At 55.3% G+C, this 26669-nt stretch carries 14 protein-coding genes; 8 read left to right on the top strand and 6 right to left on the bottom strand.

Annotated elements, in window-relative coordinates:
* The first annotated feature begins 178 nt into the window (after nucleotides 1–178).
* Nucleotides 179–2356: an SHD1 domain-containing protein gene (locus tag FYZ48_RS23555; RefSeq protein WP_149344940.1), complete on the top strand. Its 2178-nt coding sequence runs from the start codon at nucleotides 179–181 to the stop codon at nucleotides 2354–2356.
* A gap of 81 nt (nucleotides 2357–2437) precedes the next feature.
* Here the strand turns inward: FYZ48_RS23555 and thiC are convergent, their stop codons facing one another.
* Entirely contained in the window at nucleotides 2438–4255 is a 1818-nt protein-coding gene (gene thiC, locus FYZ48_RS23560) for a phosphomethylpyrimidine synthase ThiC (protein WP_232102105.1), read from the bottom strand.
* A 319-nt stretch (nucleotides 4256–4574) separates the two neighbouring features.
* Between thiC and FYZ48_RS23565 the strand changes: the two genes are divergently transcribed.
* Together FYZ48_RS23565 and FYZ48_RS23570 are read left to right on the top strand one after the other, a co-directional pair.
* A complete protein-coding gene (locus tag FYZ48_RS23565; protein ID WP_145180162.1) occupies nucleotides 4575–5561 on the top strand; it encodes an adenosine kinase in 987 nt (328 codons plus the stop codon).
* A 1-nt stretch (nucleotide 5562) separates the two neighbouring features.
* Entirely contained in the window at nucleotides 5563–7227 is a 1665-nt protein-coding gene (locus FYZ48_RS23570; protein ID WP_149344942.1) for an NCS2 family permease, read from the top strand.
* 57 nt (nucleotides 7228–7284) lie between these two features.
* Here the strand turns inward: FYZ48_RS23570 and FYZ48_RS23575 are convergent, their stop codons facing one another.
* The gene (locus FYZ48_RS23575) at nucleotides 7285–8712 is read right to left on the bottom strand and encodes an anti-sigma factor (protein WP_149344944.1); all 1428 of its coding nucleotides are present in this window, start codon (nucleotides 8710–8712) and stop codon (nucleotides 7285–7287) included.
* 6 nt (nucleotides 8713–8718) lie between these two features.
* Nucleotides 8719–9282 carry a sigma-70 family RNA polymerase sigma factor gene (locus FYZ48_RS23580; protein ID WP_145035841.1) on the bottom strand — a complete coding sequence of 188 codons (564 nt, stop codon included), beginning with the start codon at nucleotides 9280–9282 and terminating at the stop codon, nucleotides 8719–8721.
* 203 nt (nucleotides 9283–9485) lie between these two features.
* Between FYZ48_RS23580 and FYZ48_RS23585 the strand changes: the two genes are divergently transcribed.
* The 5 genes from FYZ48_RS23585 (at nucleotide 9486) to FYZ48_RS23605 (ending at nucleotide 22834) form a co-directional block, all read left to right on the top strand.
* A complete protein-coding gene (locus tag FYZ48_RS23585; RefSeq protein WP_149344946.1) occupies nucleotides 9486–12929 on the top strand; it encodes a DUF1553 domain-containing protein in 3444 nt (1147 codons plus the stop codon).
* Nucleotides 12930–13192: 263 nt separating this feature from the next.
* Nucleotides 13193–16627, top strand: coding sequence for a DUF1553 domain-containing protein (locus FYZ48_RS23590; protein WP_149344948.1), 3435 nt, complete (start codon nucleotides 13193–13195; stop codon nucleotides 16625–16627).
* 65 nt (nucleotides 16628–16692) lie between these two features.
* Nucleotides 16693–18033: a DUF1501 domain-containing protein gene (locus tag FYZ48_RS23595; protein WP_145438408.1), complete on the top strand. Its 1341-nt coding sequence runs from the start codon at nucleotides 16693–16695 to the stop codon at nucleotides 18031–18033.
* 173 nt (nucleotides 18034–18206) lie between these two features.
* Nucleotides 18207–21914, top strand: coding sequence for a CRTAC1 family protein (locus tag FYZ48_RS23600; protein WP_149344950.1), 3708 nt, complete (start codon nucleotides 18207–18209; stop codon nucleotides 21912–21914).
* Nucleotides 21915–21997: 83 nt separating this feature from the next.
* On the top strand, nucleotides 21998–22834 hold the full coding sequence (locus FYZ48_RS23605) for a Vgb family protein (protein WP_149344952.1): 837 nt from the start codon (nucleotides 21998–22000) through the stop codon (nucleotides 22832–22834).
* Nucleotides 22835–22836: 2 nt separating this feature from the next.
* Here FYZ48_RS23605 and FYZ48_RS23610 read toward each other — a convergent pair whose 3' ends face one another.
* The 3 genes from FYZ48_RS23610 to FYZ48_RS23620 form a co-directional block, all read right to left on the bottom strand.
* Nucleotides 22837–24360 (bottom strand): FG-GAP-like repeat-containing protein, encoded by a 1524-nt coding sequence (locus FYZ48_RS23610; protein ID WP_149344954.1) that lies wholly within the window; start codon nucleotides 24358–24360, stop codon nucleotides 22837–22839.
* Nucleotides 24360–25517 (bottom strand): SGNH/GDSL hydrolase family protein, encoded by a 1158-nt coding sequence (locus FYZ48_RS23615; protein WP_149344956.1) that lies wholly within the window; start codon nucleotides 25515–25517, stop codon nucleotides 24360–24362. Before FYZ48_RS23615 ends, FYZ48_RS23610 begins: the two co-directional genes overlap by 1 nt.
* Before the next feature lie 104 nt (nucleotides 25518–25621).
* A complete protein-coding gene (locus FYZ48_RS23620; protein WP_149344958.1) occupies nucleotides 25622–26626 on the bottom strand; it encodes a DUF1559 domain-containing protein in 1005 nt (334 codons plus the stop codon).
* Between the last annotated feature and the right edge of the window lie 43 nt (nucleotides 26627–26669).

The following is a 26669-nucleotide window of genomic DNA, read 5'->3' on the forward strand; positions in this document are numbered from 1 at the left end:
AATAATCTGCGGGTTAGGCAGATTATGCCCCGATCTGTGGGGGAGGCCCCTCATTCGCAGATTTTTCATAAAAACAGTATTTCAACTTGAACAGATGTAGGGTAACCTGTAAGTAGAGTTTGATCTGTTAAATAATGCGCTGACTTTATGTATTCCTGATGCGGGCGGTTTTATCACGATGAATACGAAACAAAAACTCTCTCTGCTGGCCTGTCTGCTTTGCACGCTGTTTCTCTCACAGTCGCTGCGGGCAGAAGAAGAAAGCTACGAGCGCTTTACAGTGCGCACCTGGAATTTCCGGGATGGCTCGGAGGCGAAAGGGAAGCTGATCGTGGTGAAAGGCCCCCAGGCCACGCTGCGTCTGGATGGTCAGGGAACCGTGCGCGTTTCCTTCGATAAGTTGAGCGTCAAAGATCTAAACTGGCTCTATGAGTATCATAAACGCCGCAATCAGTTGAGTTTTTTGCCGGAAGAGTACCGCAAAATTCACACGGAGTCCTCACTCCCGGAAACAAAGAGCGCACCTCCTGCGAAGACAGAACCTGAGCCTGCCCCCGTGGAAAACAAGCCGTCCATGGAGCCGGATAAGAAAACGGCGACAGAGCCTGAGGCAGGCGGAGAGTCGTACAAACCATTTACACTCCGCGAGTGGAGTTTCAAAGATGGCAGCAGCTTTAAAGCCAAATTTGTCTCTATCAATCCCCAGCAGATTCAGCTGATCAAAGAGTCGGGTGAATTAACGATGGTGCCTCTGGATCAGTTAACCATCAATGATATGAAGTGGCTGTTCGAATATCATCGCCGGAATAAACTGCTGGGTTTGTTACCTCCAGCAATGCAGGAGCAAGCTAAAGCACTGGCGGCACAACTGGGGCTGCCTGCGGAAATGGAATCACCGGCGGCCGCGATGACCGAACCGGGAACGCCTGCAGCCGCGGATGACGATCCAAATGTCATTAAGGCGAATACCGAAATTGATCCCGAACTGGTAGCCGTATTATCTGATTACCGGTTCTGGTCCGACAAGAAGGGGCAGAAGTCTGAAGCCCGGTTTGCAGGGCTGGAAGGCCGCGAAATCCGCTTTACACCAAGTCCCGGTTCGAACGCGGGGATCGGAATTATCAGCATTCCCGTGGGAACCCTGAGTGATGAAGATCTGGAGTTACTACGCGAAGCACTGAAGATGCATGGGCGGATGTCCGAACTTCCCCTGGCCTACCGGGAACCCTTTGATTCCAGCCTTTCGGCACGCAAACTGAAACAGATGTTGCGCGTCAACTTCCACCGCAAATGGACTGACGTTTCCGGCAATTCAGTCGCCGCTTCCTACATCAAAATGGAAAATGGCAACATCTCTCTCTTGATCACACAAAGCAACGCAGTTCAGGAATTCCCTTACGATAAGTTTTCCGAAGAGGATCATAAATACGTTCAGGAACGCCTGCAGAAAGAAGTGGCAGGTCAGTTCTTTCCCGAAAATGCAGAGACCACGCTGACTCCGGAAGAGCAGCAAAAAGAATTTCGTGTCTGGACTGACCGTAAGAATCGGCAGCTCAAAGGGAAATTCGTGCGACTTGCCTATGGTGATTCGGTTACCGTATTGAATACAGGAACAAAAGAAGAACTATTCATCACGGAATTCTTCAGCGATGGCGACTTAAGCCTGATCAAACCCCGGAAACAGCAACAGCCCGATCAACTGGCGATGAACGAAGGGGGAATACCTGGAATTCCTGGTGCCGCGATGCCCGGCGCTGCCATGCCTGGTTCAGCGATGCCAGGGCCCGGTGGAATGAATTTCCCCGGCATGCGAAATCCGGGAATGCGTAATCCGGCGATGCCTGAACCCGGTTCGATGATGCCTGCAGAGCCGGCAATGGCGAATCCTGCGATGGAACCGAATCCGGCTATGGAAATGTCAGCCAACATGATGGCGGAAAATTCCGCACGGAATCCCGGATTGCCTGAGCGTCCTGTCATGCAGAATACTTTCGAATGTGAACTGTGTGGTAAAACTCATACCTCGGAAAGCCTGTTGTTTGAACAATGTCCGCACTGTGGTGTGAAGCGGGGGGACATGATCTACCAGTGCGGCCGATGTAACAGGAAGTTCAAATCAGAAGGTTCCGGACTGACGGCCCCCTGTCCCTACTGTAATCCGAATCAGGGACGCAATGAGGTGGCTGCGAACTCGAATGCCGGTGGACCAGGTGCTTCGGGTGACTCGGGGGGATCATCGGGTGGTCATGTTAGTGGTCGTTCCGCTTACCGGACCGGGCGACTGGTGGGCAAACTGTTTTTCTGGGGGCTGGCATTTCTCGGTTTTATTGGTGGTGCCTTGAAAATGCGTGGTTAACGGACAGACCTGATTACAAACAAAAACGCGGACGCCTCATAAAGAAGCGTCCGCGTTTTTTTGTGAGTCTCAGCCTGGGAATCAGGGGCGTTCATTTAGCACAGGCAGCTCTTTGGAAGTCTGCATCTGTTGAGCCGATTCCGGATCGACGTAGTCGCTGTGGCAGGATGCCTTGTCCTGGTCGCCGGTCATTTCTTTCTTGACCTTGGAGGCCAGCTTGTGAATCTGGTCTGGACTGAGCACGCCCCGTTTTTCCAGTATTTCCTTTTGTTCTGCAGTCAGCGGCAGCGATTTCTTTGCTTTATCCCAGGCATAATCTTCCGATTTGCCCGACATGAACTCCTGAATTTCCTTGGAGATTCGCACGCTGCACCAGTCGTGTCCGCACATCGCACAGAAGTCGGTATCGACGTCGAGGTCTTCGTCGTGCAGAGCCCGGGCGGTGTCCGGATCGAAGCTGAGTTCGAAGTGCTTTTCCCAGTTGAGGGCAGCGCGGGCTTCGGTCAGTTCGTCGTCACGGTTGCGGGTACCGGGAATTCCCAGGGCGACGTCGGCTGCGTGGGCAGCGATCTTGTAAGCGATACAACCCTGTTTGACGTCATCTTTCTTGGGCAGACCGAGGTGTTCTTTGGGAGTCACATAGCAGAGCATGCTGGCCCCGTGGTAACCCGCGGCGGTCGCACCGATACAGCTGGTGATATGGTCGTATCCGGGGAAGATATCAGTAACCAGGGGGCCCAGTACGTAGAACGGAGCTCCGTGACAGAGTTTTCGCTGGACCTTCATATTGAATTCGATCTGGTCGAAGGAAATATGACCGGGGCCTTCGATCATGACCTGCACGCCTTTTTGCCAGGCACGTTCAGTCAGTTCACCCAGGACACAGAGTTCTGCCAACTGAGCCCGGTCGGAGCCGTCGGCCAGACCACCGGGTCGCAGACCGTCACCAATCGAGAAGCTGACGTCGTATTCCCGCATGATGTCGCAGATGTCATCCCAGAGATCGTACATCGGGTTCTGTTGCTTGTTGTGGAGCATCCACTTGGCCAGCAGCGATCCACCGCGGCTGACGATGCCGATCAGACGCTGGGCCACCAGTTCGAGGTGTTCCCGCAGGACGCCGGCATGAATGGTGAAGTAGTCCACACCCTGTTTCGCCTGATGCTGCAGCATCTGCAGGATGCTGGCGTGGTCCAGATCTTCCAGGCGACGGGCGATGATCATGGAGTAGATCGGCACGGTTCCGATGGGGACAGTGCTGTTCTGAATGATGGCCTGGCGGCAGCCGTCAATATCGCCACCGGTGGAGAGGTCCATCACGGTGTCGGCGCCCCATTGCTGGGCCCATTTCAGCTTTTCGATTTCTTCATCGGTCCCCGAGGAAACCGGTGAAGCGCCCATGTTGGCGTTGACCTTGGTCTTGGATGCACGACCGATGGCCATCGGATCGAGCTGATAGCCGAGGTGTACCTTGTTGGCGGGAATGATCATCCGGCCGGCAGCGATTTCATCGCGGATCTGCTCTGCGGTCAGGTGCGGCTCCCGTTCAGCGACCCGTTCCATTTCCGGGGTGATGGTGCCACAGCGGGCGAATTCGAGCTGCGTGACCGGCAGAAAGTCAGCTGGAGGCGTCCAGGCATCGGCGGTTTCGTAGTTCTCTTCAAATCCCGGTTTCAGCTCCCAGCCGGCGGGCATGAAATCCCAGGCGGTTTTGTCCGATGCTTCCGGCATTCCCGGGGTATCGGGAGAGGAGAACGTCAGGGCGCCTTTGACTCCAGGGGCGATCTGGGGCGGATTGGCGAAACTTCCCGGGTTGGTCTGCTGGCCCCGAGTAGAGGGGTTTCCGCCAATGGGTGGCAGTGAGTACAGCAGGTCATAAGAAGAAGAGGAGTTGGTCATACTATTAGCATCCTTACAAAATCTGATGCGGTCATTGAGTCTGTTAGATAGTCTGTCAGATTCTGAGCGAATCCGGATCAGAAACGAGATCTGCCAGCAGTTCTACTGCCTCGAACGGGAAATCGTCTTGGTTTCTGGAGTATATAGTAGTGACCTGACGGCTTTTTTCAAACTGACTGGATGATAAGTCTGTGTGGTTTCCCATTGAAACGTGCATTGGTTATCATCTGGTCTGTTGAAAAGTAGCTCCAGACAACACATTTCTCTTTGAAAAAACAGATCAGGATCCGCTTCCGGGTCCCATGAATTAAGGTTCGACATGCAGTACGACGTTTATGGTGTGGGTAATGCTCTCGTTGATATTCAGGCACGTATTTCCGACGCCACGCTGGAAAAGCTGGGTTATGCCAAAGGGATTATGACCCTCGTCGATGAAGAGGCACAGCAGAAAGTGCTGGGCGAACTGGACGGTGCACCGCTGTCGCAGTGTGCGGGTGGTTCTGCAGCGAATACGATTCTGGGGATCGCCGACTTCGGTGGAAAAGCGGCCTATGCGGGTAAAGTGGGCAGCGACATGCTGGGCGAATTCGACCTGGCAGACATGCGGAAGCTCGGGGTGACGATCGAAGTTCCTCCCGCCGCCGAAGGACAGACCGGAACCTGTGTGGTGCTGATCACTGACGACGCACAGCGGACCATGCTGACCAACCTGGGGGTCTCTGCGACACTCAGCGTGGAAGACATCAACGAAGAACACATCAAGCAGTCGAAATATGTGTATGTCGAAGGTTACCTGTTCACGGGAGAGACCCAGAAGAAAGCCGCCTATCGCGCGATTGAACTGGCGAAGAAGCATAACGTGAAGGTGGCATTCACCGTCTCCGACCCGTTCCTGATCAACCTGTTCCGGGACGAGTTCCAGCAGCTGATTGAAGGTCCCGTCGACCTGCTGTTCTGTAATCTGGAAGAAGCCCGCAGTCTGACCGGCGAACATGACGCCGTCGACTGTGCTCACGTGATTCATCACCACGTTCCGAACCTGGCACTGACGCTGGGCGGCGACGGCTCAATTCTGATGCACGAAGGCAAAGTGATTCCCATCGAAGGAGTCGAGACAGACGCCATCGATACGACCGGTGCCGGCGACATGTACGCTGCCGGCATTCTGTATGGCATTACCAACGGTCTGACCTGGCATCAGGCCGGGCACCTGGCCTCCCATGCTGCCGCCCGCATTGTCTCGCAGCTGGGCGCGCGACTGAAGAATCCTTTCACCGAGGATGAAATCAAGGAACTGCTCAGTTGATATGAAGCAAAACCATTACCCCCTCTTCGTACGACGCGATCTGGACGGTTTTTTCGCACTGATGATCGATAACCTCGTGCAGCTGCTGCTGATTGTGGCACTGTGCGGGTTGTGTGGCATCAGTGCCGATTCGGAAATTCTGCTGCAATACATTCTGCCCGGTGCTGCCCTGAGTATCCTGGTGGGTAATATCTTTTACGCCTGGCAGGCACATCAACTGGCGAAAAAAGAGAATCGCACCGATGTGTGTGCACTGCCTTACGGGATTAACACACCGTCGCTGCTGGTCTATATCTTCTTCGTGATGGTGCCCGTCTATCAGCGGACCAACAGCGCGGAAGCAGCCTGGCAGATGGGGCTGCTGGCCTGTTTCGGGAGTGGCGTGATTGAATTCCTGGGGGCCTTCGTGGCGGACCGGGTTCGCAAGGTGACACCCCGTGCGGCCCTGCTGTCGACCCTCGCGGGAATCGCGATCGGGTTTATCTCGATGACCTTTATGCTGAAGATTTATCAGCGGCCCATGATCGCGATGCTGCCGGCGGCGGTAGTGCTGCTGACGCTCTTTTCCAAGACGAAGCTTCCCTTTCACATGCCGGGTGGATTGCTGGCAATCATCGTGGGGACCATTTGCGCCTGGGGTCTGCCGGAAGTGATCCCGCAGTTGATGGAGGGCGCGCCGATGAGTGTCGAGGCGATTAAAACCTCCTGGGATCAGTGGGGCTGGTACCCTCCTCACTTTGCAGGTGGCGCCCTCTGGGAACTGCTCAAACAGCCGAGTGAATGGGTGGGCTATATGTCGGTGATTTTCCCGATGGGCCTGTTCAATGTCATCGGCAGTATGCAGAACATCGAATCTGCAGAAGCGGCCGGCGACAGCTATCCTGCGAAGCCTTCGATGCTGGCCAACGGTGCCGGGACGATTGTGGCTTCGCTGCTGGGCAGCTGTTTTCCGACTACGATTTATATCGGTCATCCCGGCTGGAAAGAGATGGGATCGCGGGCCGGCTATTCGACGCTGAACGGGATCTTTTTCATGCTGATCTGTCTGACAGGGACGACCGGCGTGATCAGCAACATCATTCCGCTGGAAGCCGGGATCGCGATTGTGCTCTGGATCGGAATGGTCATCACAGCTCAGGCGTTTAATGCGTCTCCGTCGCGGCACGCTCCCGCGGTGGCGCTGGGGTTGTTTCCGGCGATCGCAGCCTGGGGCATGACGGTGATGCAGGGGACACTGCTTGTGGGCGGAGGAAAAAATCTGCAGGAGATTTTAACCGCGAATCCGTTTACCGAGGTGAATGGATTTCTGATGAACGGCATGGTGGTAATGGAGCGGGGCTTCATCTTCACCTGTATGATTCTGGCGGCGATCTGTGCCTGCCTGATTGATGGCAAATATCGATCGGCGGCCATCTGGTCCGTCATCGCGGCGATCTTCGCGTTTCTCGGTTTGACGAACGCTTACGAGGTTGTGGGGAACGACATCCACTTCCGCCTGGCGTTTACCGAAGGGACCAAAGAGGCACTCACTTTCAGTGCCACGGGCATTGGTGTGGGCTACCTGTTGTTTGCGGCGACCTTCCTGATTCTGGGCGGGATGCGCGATGCAGAGCCACCCATCGAAACGGAAGACGAACCCAATCCCCGGATAGAACCGGGGCACTGACGGGCGCGCGAAAGTTCGCTCATTCTATGGTTGTTCCGCGGCCTGCTGTTGGGCGAATTATGGCTGTGTCGGGGCTTCGTAGATGCGCACGTTGCGGAACTGGCTTTCGGCCCGGGCGATCACATCTTCATCGGCGATGAAGTGCAGGTAACGGTATTTCCCGGTCAGATAGCGACCCACGCGAATCCGGAACCGTTTCCAGCCCGTTCCCGAATAGGTATTGAACTGCTGGCCGATGTGTGACCAGGCTTCGTAGCCGTAAATCTGGAACGTGTGGTTTTCCCGGTTGTATTCCCGGTCGGTATCGAAGCCGAACCCGTGAATCTGTCCCTGATGAGAGGAACGGAAATCGAACTCGATGACCGTATCGGGAGTGATTTCCTGGTTCACTTCCACGCTCTTCCAGGCGTTGCCCCACAGGCGAATGCCTTTGCCATTTTCAATCAGTTGATAGTCGGTGGGCAGTTCGTACTGGCCATCCTGAAAACTGTAAGGCTCAATCTTCGTGGAAGCGAAGTCAATCGCCGGGATATCACCGGGAGGATCGGCGACAGAGAACTGGCTGCGGGCCGGAAAGGTTTCCTGGTCTGCGACCAGCCGATTCTGTTCCCGTCCCTGGCTGTTGAACACAATGGCCTGACCGGCTTCGACGAGGATCGGCTGATCGGGTACCTGTTCCTGGTCGATGTCTTCATCGGGGCGGGAGAGGGAGCGGGTCACCTGCACGCTTCCGTCGAAGACATGCAGTTCGGATTCGTTGTCCGGGTTGACGGCCAGACCGAAGTTAGCGGCCTGTGAGAGGATCGTCAGATTGGCCGTGGTGAGGGTAAAATCATGGTTGCGTGATGTCCCGACGACAGCCAGTCGACCCGATTTCAGATAAGCGCGGCTGTCTGAATTGAGGCCCAGTTCAGCAGGACCTTCCAGCGCAATCGTGGTGCCTCCCAGAAAATCAATCAGGGCGCGGCCCGATTTCAGCTTGAGCCAGCCGGGAACCAGGGGCTTGCTGACATCCTGGGTCCACTCGGTCCGTTCCCAGACAGCATCGTGTTCTTCAATGATCATGGCAGCGGGAACACCATCGCTGGAATCGATTCGCGCGATAGCCTGCGCGGGCTGGCTCTCCATGAGCAGCAGCATCGCCAGGCAGACGCAGACGGCCAGGGTGGCAGCGAGTGCATAGCGGGTGAAGGCCAGCTGTTTGCGCGTCGAAGCGACTTTGAGATCCTGTGCAGGCTCGGTCTGGGTGATGATTTCGGGAGTACAGAATTCCTCGGGAAGTGGTTCGGTCTGTCCCTGTTCCCACTGCAGCATGGAATCGAGATTCATCATCTCCAGGTAGAGCTCGCGTGACGTCTCATCGGACTCGAGTCGTTTCAGAAACTCCTGACTTTCTTCCTCGGTGAGCAGACCGTCGAGGAAGGCAGAAATGATTTCTTCGGGGTCTTTCCGATCCCCGTCAGGATATTGTGGATTTTGATTCATGACAGGCTATTCTCCCTGCTCGCTGGCAAGTGATTTCTGAACGCACTCTTGTAAAAGTTGTCGAATCCGGTACAGCATCTGAGAAACAGCGCCCACGGAGCGGCCCTGTTCCTCGGCGATGGCCTGGACTGACCCGCCTGCAGCATAGCGCTGCTGAATCAGGCGGCGACTTTGTTCCGGCAGCTTGGCCAGACATCGGGAGAGAACCCGCTGCATGTCTTTGGAACCTGCCAGTTTTTCTTCATTCTGTTTGGCCAGCATGGATACCAGCTCTACGTTAAACACCATCGAATCCCGTTTGTTGTCGCGATAATAGGCCAGAACCTGAAAGTAAGCTACTTTGCAGGCCCAGGCGACGAAGTTGGAACCCGGTTCGAATTCTTCACTGCGCCGCCAGAGCACCAGGTTGGTTTCCTGCAGGACATCCTGGACCGCTTGTGTGTCGGGCAGCAGCGAACGGATATAGGCGTATAGCTTGCTCTGATGCGCTGTGAGCAGTTGAACAAAATTTTCCGTCTCTTCCGGCTTCAAGTCGGGCGCTTTCAGGATCAATGCTATCGGTAACGTCATGATTCTTAGTGTTTCTGCATTAATATACCAGATTGCAGAGAATCTCACCAAAAGAGGGCCATTCCCTCAAAAATTTCATAAATTGAAGCATATATGTATTATTCCGCATAAGATCGACGGGGCGACCGGTATATTAGACCAGATCACGTTTTAAAACGCTGTGAATTCTCACCTTGAGAACTGATAATCAGGAATTGCCCGCAATGAACTACCTGGCATATGTTAAGCGCTCTCTGTGCCTGTTGAGTCTCACGCTCGCTCTGCCCCTGGCGGCGAATCTGTCTTTCGCTGACAAGCAGAACGGTGGTACGTCTACCCCCAGCAGCTATCGGGAGCTGATTCTCGCCAATCAGCCGGCGCTCTACTGGGATTTCACAAAGCCTGCATCGGAAGGCGGTTATGTCAGTGTGACCGCTGACGACAAACAGTTAAAACCGTTATCGGCGCTGGTTCGCGGGCAGGCCCCACAGGCTGCAGCCGGCCCTCGTCCTTCCGAGTTTCCGTTGTTCGACAATCAGAACCAGTCTGCCCGGTTCAAGGCGGGGGACGGTTTTCTGCGGGTCGTCGATCCAGGCGAAGAGAGTCCACTGGACTTTGCAGCCGGGGATGAGATGACGATCGAGGCCTGGGTGAATCCCGCATCGATCAAAGCGGGTCGCTTTCTCTATATCATTGGGAAAGGGCGGACGAATCGCAAAGGGGTTGCAGCGGACAATCAGAACTATAGTCTGCGTCTGACGGGTTCGGAGATCAGTTTTCTGTTTTGCACTCAACCTGAAAAGCAGGGGGAGAAACCGACTTATCACCGCTGGACTTCCACCGGCGCCGGCCTCAGTGCACTGAGCTGGCATCATATCGCGTTGACCTACCAGTTCAGCAAAAAGCAGAGTCTGCAGGCATACATCAATGGTCAGCCCGTGAAAGGGAAGTGGGATGTGGGCGGCGATACCAGTCGGCCCCCCGTGGTTGATAACGATGAAGTCTGGATCGGCTCTTCCATGGGAGGGTCCGTTAACAGTTCGTTTGATGGACTGCTGGATGAACTGGCCGTCTATCGCAAAGTACTTACTGCCAAACAGATTTCAGCACACTTCAAATATGTCGCACCAGAAGTGAAGATCGACTGGACCGCGGTTCCCAGTGATCGCGTGCAGGTCGAGATTCACGAAGGGGTTCCCAACAAGAAGTCCTGGCAGTTCCGTCCGCCCCGTCTCGCGGAAACTTTCACGGTGCCTCACTTCGCGTTGATTGAGATTCCCAACCGCTATTCGGAAAAGGGTGTCAAAGTCGATCGCCCCGATCCCTTCCTGGTTCGCGCGATGTCGAACCTGGTGATCCCCGTGGGGAAGAAGCGGATCCTGGTGCGGGCCCGCAATGGATCGCGATTGTATATTGACGAGAAGTTGGTCGCAGAAACGGGCTTTCATAAGATTACGAATAGTGGTCACGACAAAGTGTATGATGTCGACCTGAGCCTGGCGCCCAACATTCGCCCGTTGCACCGAGGCGATCAGGAAAAGGTGATTGAGTTCACTGGGGATGGTAAGCCACACCGCGTGCGGTTCGAAATGATCGTGGGTGGTTCGCGTCATCGGCCCGACTTCGGTGAGACGGCGGTCTTCATCGGCGATCCCGGAAAAGACTTCCAACTGCTGACTCCTTCCGATCAGGTGGTGATGCTGACCGACGCAGACTGGACTGCGTTCGAACAACAGTATCGGTATGACCTTATCTCAGTGAATGCAGAGCGTCGCCGGTCAGTAGCGCAAAAAGAAGACCAGTACTGGGGCTGGCGACACAAGCTGGCGAAAGAGGAAGTACTCAAACAGCCTAAAGCGAAAATACCTGTCGCAGCGAAAGGTCTGCGGGCCAACAATGCCATCGACCATTTCATTAACCAGCGACTGTCGAAAGAAAATGCAAAACAGTCTGCACCGCTGAGCGATCTGGCTTTCCTGAGACGACTGTCACTGGATACGACCGGGACCGTCCCTGCGCCTGCCCTGGTGCAAGAGTATCTGGCACAGAAGCCGGAGAATCGTCGCAGTTTCGCGATCGAGCGACTGGTCAACGATCCCGCCTGGGCAGACAGCTGGGTTGGTTACTGGCAGGACGTGCTGGCAGAAAACCCAAACATTGTTAATCCAACGCTCAATAACACCGGGCCATTCCGCTGGTGGATTCACGAGTCCTTCTATGACAACAAGCCCTTCGACCGTTTCCTGACCGAACTGGTGATGATGGAAGGCAGCAAATACTTCGGTGGTCCCGCCGGGTTCGAGATGGCATCGCAGAACGATGCTCCCATGGCGGCTAAGGCACATATTATCGGCCAGGCCTTCCTCGGTTTGAACATGAAGTGTGCTCGCTGTCACGATGCCCCGTTCCATGACTTCAAACAACGGGATCTGTTCAGCCTGGCAGCAATGCTCAAGCGGTCTCCGCAGGGCGTGCCTAAGACCAGCTCGATTCCTGGCTTCGATCCCAAGTCGAACTCGATGCTCGTTTCGGTAACACTGCTGCCGGGCGAGAACGTCACTCCGGAATGGACGTTTGAAGAACTGGTCAAGCCGGGCAAGTTCCCAGAGAGCTATCTGCGATCCGAGAAAGATACGCGCGAGAAACTGGCGGCGATTATTACGTCTCCTCAGAACGAGCGGTTTGCCAACGTGCTAGTGAACCGGGTCTGGAAGCGCTACCTGGGCCATGGCCTGGTGGAACCCGTTGATGACTGGGATGGCCAGGAGCCGTCACATCCTGAATTGTTGAAGTACCTGTCACAACAGTTCGTGTTACACGGTTATGACATGAAGCAGCTGGCCCGGCTGATTTTCGAATCGGACCTCTATCAGCGGCAGGCATCGACGGATCGCGCCACGGTTCAGGCACTCTTGGATACAACTTACAATTTCTCATCGCCGGTATTGCGGCGGATGGAAGCAGAACAGATTGTGGATTCGTTGTTCGCGATTTGTGGTAAGCCTCTGGACGCCGGTCCGATGTGCATCGACATTGACGGGGCGCGTCACTATCACAACTCGCTTGACCTGGGCATCCCGCGACGGGCCTGGCAGTTTACGTCTCCTTCGAATGAGCGTGACCGGCCCAGCCTGGCACTCCCCTTCGGTCAGCCCTTCATCACGCTGATGAAAACATTCGGCTGGCGGGACACGCGTCAGCATCCGGTTACCGTCCGCGAATATGCTTCGACGGCGCTGCAACCGGCGATTCTGGCGAATGGTTTACTGGGGCAGCGTTTCACACGTCTGTCGGACGACAGTGACTTTACGGAACTGGCGCTGCAGGAGCAGTCGCTGGAAGCTTTGATTCAGAAAACATTCATGAAGACTCTCACGCGTGAACCGACGGCGGAAGAGCTCAAGCTCTTTACGGATCTGTTACAGTCCGGATATGCAGAGCGGGTGAACCCGGGGGCCGAGATCGTGACCCGTGAGCGCCTGCCACGCAATCTGGTGAGCTGGTCAAATCATGTCAGCCCGCGGGCTAATGAAGTAAAGGTCGAGCTGGAGGTTGCCGTCAAGAAAGGCGACCCGCCGACACAGCGTCTGAAGGACGACTGGAGGAACCGTTACGAGGATCTGCTCTGGTCGCTGCTGAATTCGCCCGAGTTTCTGTTTCTACCCTGACAGGCATGTGTACATGTGGTCTGGCGAGCGAGATATCCCTGTTATTCAGGGGTTTCCCTCAAAAATTTTATAAATTGGACAATCAATATATAATTAAGCGTGAGATCGACATGATGTCCGGTATAGTAATCTGGATCACGAGTTAAATCCTCGTGGCATGCTTGTGTACAGTACGTTTGTCAGTGTCGGCACCACCGGTTTCTGACGAATCTCGCCTGCTGTGACGTCTCAATTGAGAACCTGATATTCTGGAATTGCCCGCTATGAACCACCTGGCATACATTAAGCGTTCCCTGTGCCTGCTGAGTCTTTCGCTCGTCCTGCCTCTGTCTGCGAGCCCCGCTCACGCTGAAAAAGAAAAACCAGCCGAAGCCAAACCGACCAGTTACCGGGAAATGATTCTTTCGAATCAGCCCACCCTCTACTGGGACTTTGAAGCCTCCCTGCCGGAAGGTTATCCCAGTGTCGCGGCTGATAAAAAGCAGCCCTTGAAAGCCCTGGTCCATGGTCAGGCTCCCAAGTCGGCTGCCGGCCCCCGTCCTTCTGAGTTTCCGCTGTTTGATAAGAAAAACAATGCCGCACAATTTAAAGCCGGCGCTGGTTACCTGCGGGTTGTCGACCCGGGGGAAAAGAGTCCGCTGGATTTCACTGCCGGCGACTCCATCACTGTGGAAGCCTGGATCAATCTGAATTCAACAGACGCTGGTCGTCACTACTATATCATTGGTAAAGGTCGCACCAACCGCAAAGGAGTTGCCCGGGACAATCAGAACTATGCCCTGCGGGTGACCGGTTCGGAGATCAGCTTCCTGTTCCGTGGCAAGCCGGACAAAAAAGATGTGAAGCCTGACTATCATCGCTGGACTTCCACCGGTGCCGGGATCAGTGCCCACAACTGGCATCATGTCGCGGTGACTTATACCTTCGGTAAGAAGAAAAGTCTGAATGCGTATGTCGACGGTCAGTCGGTCAAAGGTAAATGGGACATGGGCGGCGATACCACCTATGCTCCCGTCGTCGACAATGACGAAGTCTGGATCGGTTCCTCTATGGGAGGATCGGCCCGCAGTTCATTCGATGGACTGATGGATGAACTGGCCGTGTATCGCAAGGTGCTGCCCGCGAAAGAAATTACCGCACACTTTAAATATGTCACTCCCAAGCCGACCATCGACTGGACTTCGGTTCCCAGCGATCGCGTGCAGGTCGATATTTACGAAGGGATTCCGAACAAGAAGTCCTGGCAGTTCCGTCCGCCTCGTCTCGCGGAGACCTTCACTCAGCCTCACTTCGCCCTGATTGAAATCCCCAACCGGTATTCGGAAAAGGGTGTGAAAGTTGATCGTCCTGATCCTTTCCTGGTTCGGGCGATGTGCAACCTGACGCTGCCCAAAGGGAAGAAACGAATCCTGGTACGGGCCCGTAATGGATCGCGGTTGTATATTGATGACAAGCTGGTTGCAGAGACCGCGTTCCACAACATTTCCGGCAGTGCTCACGGTACCGTCTTCGATGTTGATCTGAGTCTGGCTCCGAATATTCGTCCGCTGCACCGTGGGGATCATGAAAAAGTGATCGAGTACACGGGTGACGGCAAGCCGCATCGCGTGCGGTTCGAAATGATTGTGGGTGGTTCACGTCATCGTCCCGACTTCGGTGAAACTGCCGTCTTCATCGGCGATCCCGGTAAAGACTTCCAGCTGCTGACTCCCTCTGACAAAGTTGTCATGCTGACCGATGCAGACTGGCTGCCGTTCGCACGTCAGTACCGTTACGATCAGATTGCCATCAATGCAGAGCGTCGTCAGGCGGCCTCGAAAAAAGAAGCCGAGTACTGGGACTGGCGGCACAAGCTGGCGAAAGAGGAAGTACTCAAACAGCCTCAGGTCAAAGTACCTGCTGCAGCGAAAGGTCTGCGAGCCAACAACGCCATCGATCACTTCATTAACCAGCGTCTGTCCAAGGAAAATGCCAAACAGGCTGCACCGCTGAACGATCTGGCTTTCCTGCGTCGGCTGTCACTCGATACAACGGGGACCGTGCCTTCGCCTGAACTGGTGAAAGAGTACCTGGCAGAGAAGCCTGAGAATCGTCGCAGTTTCGCGATCGAGCGACTGCTCAACGATCCCGCCTGGGCTGATAACTGGGTCGGATACTGGCAGGATGTGCTGGCAGAAAATCCGAATATCGTTAATCCGACATTGAACAATACGGGGCCATTCCGCTGGTGGATTCACGAGTCCTTCTATGACAACAAGCCCTTCGACCGTTTCCTGACCGAACTGGTGATGATGGAAGGCAGCAAATACTTTGGTGGTCCTGCCGGCTTTGAAATGGCTTCGCAGAATGACGCTCCCATGGCGGCGAAAGCACATATTATCGGTCAGGCCTTTCTCGGCTTGAACATGAAGTGTGCCCGCTGTCACGATGCCCCGTTCCATGATTTCAAACAACGGGATCTATTCAGCCTGGCGGCGATGCTCAAGCGGTCTCCGCAGGGCGTGCCTAAGACCAGTTCGATTCCCGGCTTCGATCCCAAGTCAAACTCGATGCTCGTTTCGGTGACTCTGCTGCCGGGCGAGAACGTGACTCCAGAATGGACGTTTGAAGAACTGGTCAAGCCGGGTAAATTCCCCGCGAATTACCTGCGCTCCGAAAAAGACACGCGTGAAAAACTGGCGGCGATTATCACATCTCCTCAGAACGAGCGGTTCGCCAATGTGCTTGTCAACCGGGTCTGGAAACGGTACCTGGGCCATGGTCTGGTAGAACCGGTCGATGACTGGGATGGCCAGGAGCCGTCGCATCCTGAGCTGTTGAAGTACCTGTCACAACAGTTCGTGTTACACGGTTATGACATGAAGCAGCTGGCACGGATGATCTTCGAATCGGACCTCTACCAGCGCGAAGCATCGACTGATCTGACCACCGTACAGGGGCTGTTTGATACCACCTATAACTTCTCATCGCCGGTACTGCGGCGGATGGAAGCAGAACAGATTGTAGACTCATTGTTCGCGGTCTGTGGTAAGCCACTGGACGCCGGCCGGATGTGTATCGACATCGATGGTTCCCGCGATTACCACAGCTCACTCGACCTGGGTACGCCGCGTCGGGCCTGGCAGTTTACGTCTCCCTCAAACGAGCGTGACCGGCCCAGCCTGGCACTGCCTTTCGGTCAGCCTTTCATTACGCTGATGAAAACGTTTGGCTGGCGGGATACGCGACAGAGCCCGCTGACGGTTCGCGAATATGCCTCCACAGCGCTGCAGCCAGCGATCCTGGCGAATGGCGTACTGGGGCAGCGGTTTACGCGTCTGTCGGATGACAGTTCCTTCACGGAACTGGCGCTGCAGGAGCAGTCGCTGGAAACTCTGATCAACGAAACGGTAATGAAAACACTCACACGCAAGCCGACAGCTGAAGAGCTCAAACTATTTACAGAGCTGTTGGAACCCGGTTATGCAGAGCGGGTGAATTCCAGTGCCGAAATTGTGAGCCGCGAACGTCTGCCACGTAACCTGGTAGGCTGGTCAAACCACCTGAGCCCGCGGGCGAATGAAATTAAGGTGGAGCTGGAGGCCGCGGTGAAGAAAGGTGATCCGCCTACACAGCGTCTGAATGACGACTGGCGGAACCGTTACGAAGATATGCTCTGGTCGCTGTTGAATTCACCCGAATTTATCTTTGTCCCTTAACGACTACTGCTGATTTGAACGATAAACGAATAACACGCTTTGATCTTTTCAATAAAGAGTGAATCATGAACGAATTTCAGTCAACACGTCGCGATTTCTTAAGACAGGCTTCCGCCACCGGTCTGGCGGCTTCCGCTCTGGGAACTTCCTGGCAGCAGTTACTGGCCTCGGAAAAACATGGTACCAAACCGCACGGTTCTAAAAAACTGGCGATGCCCGTCGGTAAAGCGGAACACTGCATCATGATCTGGCTGGGCGGCGGTTCCTGCCATATCGATACCTGGGATCCCAAACGCAAAGGCGATCCAAAGGCCAAGAAAGCGGGTTCTTATTACGACCCGATTCCGACCGCCATCAAAGGGACCGAGGTCTGTGAGCATCTTTCCAAGTGTGCTCCCATTCTGGACCGGTTTAACATCGTCCGCAGTGTGCACCATGAAGTGATCGACGAGCACGCTGCTGCCACCAACCGGATGCACACGGGGCGTCCCACAACCGGAACGATTACCTATCCGTCTGTCGGGTCTGTCGTCGCTCATCAGCGCGGAGCCGTCAGTGATATCGCTCCCGCTTATGTGCTCATCGGTTACCCCAACGTGACCCGTGGTCCCGGCTTCCTGGGCAGCAAGGCCGGTTATGTCTATCTGACTGACACCAACGCCGGCCCCAGCGGTTTCACTCGTTCTTCACGGGTGAACCAGAGTCGCCAGGATCGTCGTGAACGGCTCCTGACAAAGATGCGAGCCGATTACCGTCAGAAGAGCATTGGCGGACAGACGATTCAGGACTACGACCAATCTGTGGCGGAAGCACTTCGCCTGTCCGGTCCTGAATTCATGAAGGTCTTCCAGCTGGACAACGAAAAGAGCGACCTGCGGAATTCGTACGGCGGCGAATTCGGTCAGCGGTGTCTGCTCTCGCGTCGTCTGATTCAGTCCGGCGTGCGTTTCATCGAAGTCTCTCACAACTTGAACTTTGTTAACGGGACCGGCTGGGATACACACAACGACGGGCAGTTGAATCAGCATCTGCTGATCAAGGAACTCGATTCCGCACTGTCAGCTTTGGTGCTGGACCTCGAACAGCACAAGCTGCTCGACAAAACCCTGATTGTCGTGGCTTCCGAGTTCGGTCGTCCGGCCCGCTTCGATTCGGGCGGAGGACGCGGTCACCAGTCGAAAGCTTTCAGTGTTGTGCTGGCCGGCGGTGGTCTGAAGAACGGGATGACCATTGGTGAAACCAACGAACTGGGCGAAGAAATCGTGTCCCGCCCGGTCTCCGTACCCGATCTGCACGCGACAATTTATGCCAGCCTGGGCATTGATCCTACTGAAGAACTCTACGCAGGCGACCGTCCGGTGCCGATCACCGACATGGGCGATCCTGTACGCGAGCTGTTCGGCTAAGCGTCAGCTGGCTTGAAAACAGTAACAGCGAGTTGTCACCCAAGGGATGGCAACTCGCTTTTTTTGCGCCGGTGTACAGGAAACTCATTTGAGACAGACTGGAATTCAGGAAGTAGAAGTGTATCCTTGGGGCAGGAGCATTTACCGCTGGAATTCCATAGAAGGTCTGTTGCATGTCTACCCGGCCCACTCACCATTACCTGATCGTCGTGGCTGTGATTCTGTTTATCGGAATCCTGGCACTGTTTCTGACCCTCCAGCCGGGAGGTGGTCCGGTGGGGAGTGGACCGATTTCATACGACGAAGCGCAACAACTCTTGCGGCTTAAAAATGAGGGAATCGCTTATCTGGAAAACGAGCGTTACGCCGAGAGTGATCCACTGCTGGAGCGGTTAACCGAAGAACTGCCTGGCGATGTGATCGGCTTTCAGAATCTAACGATCTGTCGGTTGTTGCAACTGACTCCCGAAAAACTGGTCGATCACCAGTCGGGGAAACAACTGGCTGACCAGGCGCAAGCGACGGTAGCACAGTTGATCAAGATTGCTCCTGAATCGAGTGCCAGCTATGTGCTTTCAGCCCGCATTCAACTGGCGCTGGGAAATGAGCCCAAGGCGGAAGAGGCATTGCAACAGGCACTGGAAAAAAGTCCCGAGTCTGCAGCGATCTGGTTCGAGTTATCCCAGTTACAGAAACAGAACGTGAAGCCCGAGCAACAGGCGCTGGCGAATGCGTCTTTGAAGCGTGCATGGGAACTGCAGCCGGACAACCTGTTTCTGGCGATCGATTATCTGCAGGTCGCCGCTGTGGAAAAGTCGGAGCAGACGAAAGCCGTCTTCGAACAGGTCAAGCAGCTGGCTGCGCCACTGGCGGAAAGTGTGAAAGATCATACCCGGCTAGATTTGAATGAAGTCATCAAGGCGTCTCTGCAGGCGATCACAGACGGGAAGTGGAATCTCGTCACCCGAAATGCCCGCGTGCTCAGAAATGTGTTAATCGCTGAGGATCTGGTCAAAAGCGATCGCCGTCGGGTTGAACAGAATCCGCTTGAGTTTGTGATCCCCGATTTTCCGCCTGCTTTTTATGCGGCCGTCGAGTGGCCTGCACAGGAGAAACCGCTGTCGGTGAAGTTTGCCGAACCCCGGGCGATTGAGTTCAATGAAGACGTGTCGGCTGACATCAGGGATCTCAAGATCGCGGATTTCGACCTCGATGGTAAACCTGATCTGATTCTACTGACGGCGGAGCGGGTGCAGGTATTTCAGCAGGGAGAGGACGGCCGCTGGGCAGTGATGACCTCTGCAGCAACGGAGGGAGACTTCCGTGAAATTCATGCCGTCGATCTGGATGGGGATGTGCAGCAGCTCGCTCCATCGCCGGCTGGTGAGAACAAAGAGGATCCTCAGACAATCGCTGCTATCTCTCCAGCCCGGGATGCTGATCTGGATCTGGTGCTGGCAGGGAAAGCCGGGATTCGCGTCCTGGAAAATCAGGTAGATGATAAACAAGGAATACGAAAACTGGTTCACCGACCGCAGGCCGATTCCCTGGATACATTGTCCGATGTGTTGACGGTGAATTTTTCTGACCTGGATCACGATGGCGATCTGGACCTGGCTGCTTCGACCGGGAAGGGGGTTTCGCTCTGGTCGAATCGGGGGAATCTGTCGTTTCAGGATGTCAGTGCCAATTCCCAGCTGCCGCCCGCGGATCTGGCGGCGACTTCGATTGTACGCGTGGACTGGGACCGCGATGTCGATCTGGATCTGATTCTCTGCAGCAGAACGACCCGGCAGGCAGGGTACCTCGAAAACCTGCGACATGGTCGCTTTCGCTGGCGTACGTTTTCCAAAGTTGAATCAGAGAACGGCTCTACGGCCAATCAGTTTGAAGAGTGTGTACTCACCGACTATGACCGGAACGGTTCCTGGGATCTGGTGGGCGTACAGCGTCAGGCTCTGGTGCTCGCGGGAACCCGGTTGCTGGGGGCAGGAGAAGTGCACGTTGATTCGGTGCAGCAGATCCAGGCGACGAAACTGGCTGATATTCAGGACACCCTATTACAGGCAGGAGATTTGAACAATGATGGCGTGCTGGATGTGCTGGCATCAGGCGGGAACGGCTTGCAGTTGTTGTTAGGCACGGCCGAACATCGAACCGAACAGACCGCTTATGTGACTGACGAAGAGGTCACCAGTGGGAATCCGATCCAACTGTTCCGCGTCGCGGACCTGAACCGGGATGGCAGCCTGGATGTGATTACGGTTGAAGCAGGGAAAGTGATGTTCCTGCAGAATCAGGGGAACGATAATCACTGGATCGATGTCTCACTCCGCGCGGAGCAGGTCAAAGGGGAAGTGAAGTCCGCCAGTGGTCGCGTTAATCATTACGGCGTGGGCAGCCTGGTGGAACTCCGCAGCGGTGCGATTTATCAGCCGCAGATTGTGGCGGGACAGTCAACGCATTTCGGACTGGGGAAACAGACGGTCGCGGAGGCGATTCGTGTGTTGTGGACGAATGGGATTCCGGTCAACATTATCAATGCGAAAACCGATCAGCGGATTTACGAGAAGCAGACACTGATGGGGTCCTGCCCCTATCTTTATACCTGGGACGGAGAGCAGTTCACATTTTATACAGATCTGTTGTGGGCGGCGCCGATCGGGCTCCAGTTCGGAAAAGGGATTGTGGCTCCGAGTCGTGACTGGGAATTTCTCAAGATTGACGGCGACCGACTCCGGGAGAAAGAGGGTTACTATGAACTGCGGATTACGGAAGAGCTCTGGGAGGCGGGTTACTTCGACCTGGTTGAACTAAAGGCCGTCGATCATCCGGCAGAGGTGGAGATCTTTTCTAATGAAAAGGTGGGGCCACCCGATCTGGCTGCATTCAAGATTCATATGGCGCGCGAAACACAAACGCCGGTCGGGGCCGTCAATCATCGCGGACGGGATGTCCTGCCGGAGATACGAGACGTAGATGACATGTATGCGAAGACGTTCGACGAAAAGCACCGCCAGGGTTTAACCGAGGAGCATACACTCGAACTGGATTTGAATAACGCGGCGGTGAAGCAAGCGAAAACGCCACGCATCAAGCTGTTCCTGACAGGCTGGCTCTATCCGACGGACACGGGGATTAACCTGGCGCTCGATGAGAATCCTGCGCTGCCCTCACCACGACCTCCTTCACTGGCAGTGCCTGATAACAGCGGTGGCTGGAAAACGATCCAGCCGTTTATGGGTTTTCCGGGAGGCAAGACAAAAACGATTGTTGTGGACCTGGCAGACCAGTTTCTGATGGATGACTATCGCGTGCGGATTGAAACTAACATGGAATTCTACTGGGATCAGATCTTTTTCACGGTCGACGAGAGTCCGGCTGAGTTCATGACACACGTCTGTCCCCTCGAAACTGCGGACTTACAGCACCGTGGTTTTTCAACGCCGATCATCCACCCGGGGAATGGACCGGAGCGGTACGATTATCAGAAGCTCACTGAGCAGATTCAGTGGCCGCCGATGCAGGGGGGCTTTACCCGTTATGGGGATGTGAAACCGCTTGTAGAAAAAGCTGACAATCGGCTGGTGATTCTCGGTGCCGGGGATGAGATGCGGCTGCGATTTCGCGTTCCCGCTGGTCCCCCGCGTCCGGGCTGGAAACGGGATTTCATTCTGCATAATGTGGGTTGGGACAAGGATGCGAACCTGCATACGATTCTGGGCCAAGCAGTGGAACCGCTGCCGTTCCGGCAGATGCGCAGCTATCCATATCCGATCGAGGAATATCCGGAGGGATCTGTACTCAAGTCTGATCGGGAGCAGTACCATACCCGTCGGCAGGACAGTGCCGCTTTCTGGAAACACTTGTCCCGTCCCTGATGTTTTCAGAAGTGCAATTGCCCGCGGCCTGCGGTAAGATACGAACTGAACTTCATTTTTATTCAAGCAGGTATTGATTCACGATGCAGATTTTCGTTCAGACGTTTTCCTTACTACTGCTGTTGCTGGTATCAACTCACGCTGGTCTCGCAGCAGAGATGTCATATCCACTCTCCGTTGTCGCAGCTGAGAAAGGTCCCGTTTATGTCGCGGATCGCAAGCTGCCTGGAATCTGGAGTGTCCAGGATGGGAAAGTCAGCGAGTTTTACAAAGGCTCCAAGGTGTTCCGGACGCCGCTGAATGCGGTGCGGTGCGTGACCCTGGATGACCAGGGACGTGTGCTGGCCGGCGATTCCTCGACGCGCGAAGTCTACCGGTTTGCTAAAGCCGGCGCAAAACCCGAAGCCCTGACCAAAGGGGGGATTGGTATCCCGATGGATGTGGTGGTGACCAAAGCCGGCGACCTGCTGGTCTCCGACCTGGAACTGCATCGAATCTGGAAGGTGCCCGCAGCAGGTGGTAAGCCGACGCTGTTTGCGGAAGTGAGTGCACCGCGAGGCCTGGCTCTGGATCAGGAAGAGAACCTGTGGGTTGTTTCAGGAACAGCAGACCAGTTGCTGAAAGTGACTCCGGATGGGAAAGTCAGCGTCGTCGTGAAAGGGCGCCCGTTCAATTTTCCTCACGATGTCGTCGTTCTGAATGATGGCAGTGCCGTTGTCAGCGATGGTTATGAAAAGGCACTCTGGAAAGTGACGCCCGATGGCAAGACTGAAAAATGGGTCTCCGGTGAACCATTCAAAAATCCAGTCGGGATTGCGGTGCAGGGGAAGAATATTCTGGTCGCTGACCCGCATGCCAAAACCGTATTCTCTGTGGATCCTGAGAAGCAGGTAACAGATCTGGTGAAGAAACAGGACTAAGCTCACTCTGATTGAGCTGACCTGGATCCTTTGTTCCACCAGATGGAAAACCATTCGCCCTGATCAACCTTGTCTGCTTCGCGGGCTTCGAAGTTACCCACGGCCAGGTCGGGCTTGCCATCGCCGTCAAAATCGCCTGCGGTAATCACAGGGTGCTGTCCCCGGGAATAGTCGAGCGGGTGAGACACAAACTGACCCGGTTTCGTCTGTTCGTACCAGACGACTGTGTTGCGACGCTCGTCGTAGTTCCAGGTCATGGTACAGGCGGCCAGATCGATGTCGCCGTCCTGGTCAAAGTCGCCATGGGTGACGCAATACGCGCCTGTGAGTGGGGCGAGATGATGTGGCTTGAACGGGAAGCGTCCCTGGTTTTCCAGCCATTGCACGGAGTGACTGGGACGCAGTTCGAAGCTGTCCATCGTGTCGCCATTGGTATAGAGCAGATCCAGATCTCCATCCTGATCGAGGTCCACCAGGTCGATGCACGATGAGCCGTAGGCGGGGTCCGGGGCCTGGAAGATGGTCTCGGTACGAAACTCGCCATGTCCCTGGTTGAGAAATGCGACGATGGTTTCATGTTCCTGCGAGAAGAGGGCGACAAAGTCGGGCAGGCCGTCCTGGTTCCAGTCGGTGATCAGCACATGGCTGGCGCCGTGGCGGGGATCGAGTACCTGTAACCGATATTTCAGATCGTCTGTTGCTGGTGAGATATTTTCCAGGTAGAGCAGACGCCCGGTTTTGTGCCAGCCGAACTCGGCGACAATCAGATCAAGATCTCCGTCGGCATCGAAGTCGGCTGCTTTGGCGTCGGCAACCCGTCCCAGTCCTGCCTGGAGTGTCTGTTGTCGATAACTGTCTGATTGCGGATCGAAGAGCAGGGCTTCGACGGAGCCCCGGTCGTGGTCTTCCGGCCCGAAACTGCCCAGGTCGGCGATGAGGTAATCGTCGTGCTGGTCTCCGTTGAGATCGATGCGTTCAATGTGAGCCGGATGATGCAGTCTGGCCAGCGGTTCGAATTTGGGTTGACTGTCTGAAAAGCGAATGCGGCCGACACGTCCGGAACCCAGATCGGTGAGCAGCAGTTCGTGAGGTGTCTTGCCAGCGACCCAGTTGAGGTTCGAAACGCCGGGCAGGGGATCGCCATCGAGACGGGGAAAGGGCTGCCGCTGAAAATCAACCGGGCTGGAAGGGATGTTCTCAATTTGTGAAGGCAGCTCATGTTGTTCGGGAGCCTGCGACTCAAAGTAACGGATGACTTCGGGCATGGGGGGGACGCGCAAGCTCTGATCGGGGGACTGTTCGTAGTGCGCGTATTCACGGGGAATCTGCATCCGCCAGGCAGCTTTGGTCAGCACACCCGGATCGGGACAGGCATGACAGTGGCCACAGAAATTTTGGATTTCCGTTTCAAATTCCGTGTGCCGTGTCTCTGTCGTGAAGGTGTCCTCGGGAGGCGAGGACGATTCCTGTTTCCCGCACGCTATGAGCAGTGCGAGAAACAGAAAACAACAGCTGCGGGTCGGCATTACTGTGCCTGCTCCTGCTGTTCCAGAATCGGTCGCAGTGCTTCTTCAAAAGCGTCGGCCTGACGGAAGAAGCCCAGGTCGGTGGGGTGAGAGCTGTCGACGGTACCTTCAAAATCATCGCCGAGCAGATTGTCCCCTTCCAGATAATAGAGGTTTTTGACGCCTTCTTTTTTGAGCTGTTCGTAGCCCGCTTTGAGTGCTGCTCGACTGGTGCGGTGCCGTTCCTGACTGCTCGGTTTGAGATAAGCGTTGGTGTAGGTCCGGTCTTCGACCAGCAGGATTGGCGTTTCAGGATGCGCGGCCCGCAGCGTTTTGACGAGAGGGACCGTCTCTTTTTTGACGGTGTCAGCGGTGATATTGGGGAGGCAGTCCATGATGAAGACGCTGGCATCGAGCTCTGCTACGAGTTTAGCGACTTCCGGTTCCATGCGACCGTTCCCGGAGAAGCCGAGATTGATCACCGGCCGATCGAGACGGCGACCGAGAATCGCGGTATGCACCATTCCGGTGCGTGAGGCACAGCCTCCCTGGGTAATGGACGTTCCCCAGAAGACCAGCGGTTTATCTTTACCAGCCTCGCGGGCGGGGGCTTTCCAGAGCTGACTGGATTCGGGAATGCCAATCTCCACCGATTTGACGCCGTTATACAGGGGCAGGTAGAGCATGTATTCCCGTTTGCCGGGGATGATGCCTGTAACCAGTGTGGCGGTCGTTGTCTGCTGGGCAGGACGACCAACGCCGAGCCAGCGCCACTTACCCGATTCGGTTTTCACATAGAGGTCCAGTCCGCTGACGCCGGTGGCTGCCATGTGGTTCATGGCCAGAGAGGCGGAAGTGAGAGTCCATCTGGCTTTGATCGTGGTTGCATCAGTGACGAAGCGAACGGCCATGCCGGCGGAGTGTTTGGAGAGTGACCAGACTGGAGGACGGACGACGCCTTTGGCTTTTTGGGGCAGGCGATCGTAAAAGCTTTCCGTGTCGGTCCAGCCTTTGCCTTCCACATCCAGATTCTGGATATCAAACCAGTGGGTTTTGTCTTTTTCGTCCGTGGTGAAATCAGTTAACGGCTGATCGGCGGCCTGCAGGATCGTTGTCGATGCCAGCAGACAGACCAGGGAAAAGACGCGCAGCCAGATGGTTCGTTGATTCACTCTCATTGCTGTTCCTGTTTATGCTCTTGGATGTGTAAAAGATGGTTGGTATTTCACCATCTTAACAGGAGCCAGCGGGAAAAAGAAAGCGGGGGTCGAACGATTGCCGGCTAGAATTCGCCGATGACTTCGCCATTCATCCGGGTACCCAGTGCCCTCCAGATTTCCAGCGAGATGTTTTCACTGATCGTGCGGACGGAACCATCGACGAGCACTGCGTTCACAACCCCCGTATGAAAACTGCGGGAGGTGATGATCGCGTAGGTGGGGGAACCGGCGGATCCGTTCTTCCCTTCCTGCCAGGAGTTAAAATCGGCATCGTACTCGGTGCCACCGCTGGTGTAGGGGACGTAGGTGTTAGGGTTCATGGTCACGGTAAATCCGGTGTGATGTACTCGACCATCGGGCCACTCGGTGTGCCCGGTATTGGTTTTAAAGTCGGCTCCTGAAGCCACGATCGTAGCCGCTTCGGAAGCTGTGCCGGGAATGGTTGTCGTCGATGGACCGCCGTTACGGGTGTAGGGCTGCCAGCCTTTGACTTCGGCTGCGAGCAGCGTATTACTGGTGCCGTCGGTGAAGTTAGCCATGGTCAGGCTGGCGTTCGGATAAAAGGCGCCGTTGCCACTGCTGCCATTGGTGGGATCAAACACGAACCAGGTTCCGTAGTTGAATCCGTAATTGGTGGGATAGAGTTTGGCTCTGCCGCTACCCGGATCGCGGACTTTGTCACTGTTGGGATCACTGGGGCAGGCGTAGACGGGGATTTTCAGTCCGTCAATGGCGGTCTGGTAGTCCCAGGCGACGGAGAGGTCGACGTTGTCGTAGAGGTTGCCCTGTTCGAGCATGGGGAGGATGCGACCGTGCACGCCCCAGGAACCGTTGTTGCCTGTGGAAGTGACTGCCAGATCGACGCTGGCACCGGGAGGGAGATAGCGATAGCTGCTGACATAATTGTGGATCGCGAGTCCCAGCTGTTTCAGGTGATTCTTGCATTGGGTGCGACGTGCGGCTTCCCGGGCCTGTTGAACGGCGGGTAAGAGAAGGGCGATCAGGATCGCGATGATGGCGATCACCACTAGAAGTTCGATCAGGGTAAATCCACGGCGGGGACGCATAACGGTGTTTCCAGCTTACTTTGTACGGCGGGTAGGAAGAATC

Source organism: Gimesia chilikensis (genome assembly GCF_008329715.1).
GTDB lineage: Bacteria > Planctomycetota > Planctomycetia > Planctomycetales > Planctomycetaceae > Gimesia > Gimesia chilikensis.